Genomic DNA, 2777 nt, shown 5'->3' with positions numbered 1-2777 from the left:
TGCAGTACGTGCCAGGCCTGACCGGGATCAAAGATCGCGGCAACGAGATACAGATCGGCGCACGTGTAACCCACCGCGAGATCGAACGCTCCGCCACACTTACTGACCGGGTACCCATCCTGCGTGCTTGAGGCGCCGCCAGACGATGATGAGCTGGTACACGGGGACCATGATTAAGGGCAATACCGTTCAGTTAGGGTCGAGAACAGCGACCGTAGGTTCCCCGGTCGGTTGTGTCCAGATCGCATGATGGGCGCGTTTGACGTGCCACTTGGTGTATTTGCGTTTGACTACTCGGGGGTTGGATCGTGCTCGTCGTGTCGGGTTGAGCCTGGTCAATAGCTGTCGGATAGCGTTGTGCCACAGGCACTCACGGTCATGAGGGGGAAAAAGCGCCCTGCGCGATGGAGCGGCGGCTGATACGCAGGGCGGCGACGAATGAGACCCGGTCCGGGTCACGGGCGGCTCCGGCTGCGGTATCGGCCCTCAGAGACCGGATCGCGTAGTGACAGCACAAGTGGCCCCAGATCTCCTGCAGCACCAGATCGGGCGACTTGGATCGCAGCACCATCCGCGGACCGCGCTGGTGGGTCTTCAGCTCATCGAAGGTGGACTCGATCTCCCAACGCTCGCCGTAGGCCAGCGCGAGCTCCTCGGCCGATGCCTCACCGGGGTCAAGGATGGTGGTGATCAGCCGGTAGACCTCCGGGTTGTCTCGCCCGTCATCGATCGTGTAGTCGACCACCCGGGCCAGCATCGGCTCGTAGGTCTTATCCTTCGCGGGTTGCAGGTGAGCCAGCCAGGACCCATCGGGAAGGTCCCGTACATGATGAGGCTTCGGCCCGAACTCATCCGTGCGAACCCGCCACGCCAGGTCCGCGCCGGTAGCGATCGCCATGCGCCACAACGCATACGAGAAGAACCCCCGGTCGGCCAGCACCAGCATCCCTGGCTCCATCGCCGGGAGCAGCTCCTCGGTCAGCACCGGTTCGGAGTCGCGGTACGGGCCGACGCGCGCGGCCAGCAACGCATGCGTGCCGCACTCGGCCACCGCCACGATCCGCGCCTGCGGGAACGCCGACCTCTCACCCTTGCCCGTCCCGGGCCGGCCGAAGAACTCATCATTGACCGCCATGTCGGGCACATCCAGACACGTCCCATCGATCGCGACCATCCGCCGCCCGGCCAGCCACACTCCCGGCGTGTCCGGGCCACCCAGCGGTGCCGCGACCCGCTCGAACAACGCCCGCACCGGCTCGGCCCCCAACCGGGCTCGCGCCTGAAAGATCGCCGACTTGCTCGGCATCACGAACTCCTGATGCCACCGGCTCGACCACGCCAGTCCATCAGTCAGCTGGGCCAGCACATCCTCATACGACCCATCCGAGTTCAACGCCATCCCGACCGCGAAGTACGCCATCACCCGCGCCGGCAGCACCCGGGACCGCTGCTGCCTACGCCCCAGCCCCCTCGATCACCTCATCCACCAGATCTGGCGGAAACACCCGCGTTAGCACACCTACCGACACCACATCCGACAACCGACGGTCCGACTCCGGCTTCGTCCATCCAACTCAAGGCATGACTCCAAACTACACCCCTGTAACACTAACTGAACGGTACTGTGATTAAGGGCTCCTTCTCCGCCTGCGTTGTGGCGAGGAGCGGGCTGGCCGCCGAAGTGGTGGGGGGAGGACAGACCCAAGTGACCCGTGTCGACGTTGCCTTGTTCCAAATCGCGTATGGGGATGATGAAAGCCTCGCCGATCGTGTCGGTCGGGTATGTGAGTGGATCCGCGAGGTCGAACGCCCAGATCTGATCGTCCTACCCGAGTTGTGGGCGCATGGCGGGTTCGCTTCAAGTTCATGGACGAGCACGGCCGAGCTGCTGGACGGCGCCACGGTGGCGCAGTTGTCCAGCGTCGCCAGGAAAATGCACACATGGATACATGCGGGCTCGATCATTGAGAAGGCCGACGAAGGGTCAGCCCGCGGTCCCGAGGACCGCGGGCTCTGGAACACCTCGGCGCTTTTGTCCCCTGAGGGGCACGTACACCGTGCGCGACACGATGCGAGCACGCCTGGACGAGATGCCCGACGACCAGCGCACCGAGGTCGAGACCGCCAGCAAGCTGCTCCGCCGAGCCCGCGCCGCCCGACAGCTACCGATCGTGCCGATCACCCCGGCGGCGCCGGCATGAGCCCAGCCGACAGGACCGCCGGGCTCCGCGCCGCCCGCGCCAAAGGACAGTCGCGCCAAACGCCAACGCGTCCTCGCCGCGATTGAAGCACTCGAAACCGCCAGCACCCCGATCACCGCCGGCGCGGTCGCCGCCACCGCAGGCGTATCCACCTGGTTGGTCTACTCCGACGACCTCAAACACCACCTGGACGCCGCCCGCGACCGACAGGCCACCGCGCCGCCATCGCATGCCCGCGACGACGCCGGGACGACTACCCCCCGAAAGCGCACGCACCGACCTTGCCCCTCGCCCGCGCCGAGATCCGCCGCCTGCGCGCCGGGCACGACAAGCTCCGAGCCAGGCTCCGACTCCAACTCGGCACCGAGATCGAAGGACCCCAACGAGCGGAACTCATCGACCGCGTCGCCACCCTGGTAAACCTCAACCGGAAGCTGGTCGCCGAACGAGACTTGAGCCGCCCGCCAAAATTCGGACAGTTGATATCCAGTATTTCTATGCGGCGGAATGCGTCTCGTACCAGTCCTTCTCGGCCTGCTCCGGGGTCCGGTAACCGAGTGCTGAATGACGCCTTCT

Annotated in this window: 1 protein-coding gene and 2 pseudogenes; 2 read left to right on the top strand and 1 reads right to left on the bottom strand. The window is 65.6% G+C overall.

Annotated elements, in window-relative coordinates; translation table 11 throughout:
* Positions 1-376 precede the first annotated feature (376 nt).
* Positions 377-1541, bottom strand: a pseudogene (locus tag FGL98_RS24855) (IS4 family transposase).
* Positions 1542-1624: 83 nt separating this feature from the next.
* Here FGL98_RS24855 and FGL98_RS27335 point away from each other — a divergent pair.
* Positions 1625-2008, top strand: a pseudogene (locus tag FGL98_RS27335) (nitrilase-related carbon-nitrogen hydrolase); the annotation flags it as partial.
* Between the two features lie 49 nt (positions 2009-2057).
* Positions 2058-2201, top strand: coding sequence for a hypothetical protein (locus tag FGL98_RS26610; RefSeq protein ID WP_246136743.1), 144 nt, complete (start codon positions 2058-2060; stop codon positions 2199-2201).
* The last annotated feature ends 576 nt before the right edge of the window (positions 2202-2777 follow it).

This window comes from Leekyejoonella antrihumi, assembly GCF_007845645.1.
Taxonomy (GTDB): Bacteria; Actinomycetota; Actinomycetes; order Actinomycetales; family Dermatophilaceae; genus Leekyejoonella; species Leekyejoonella antrihumi.
This window is presented reverse-complemented; position numbering and strand designations above follow the sequence as displayed.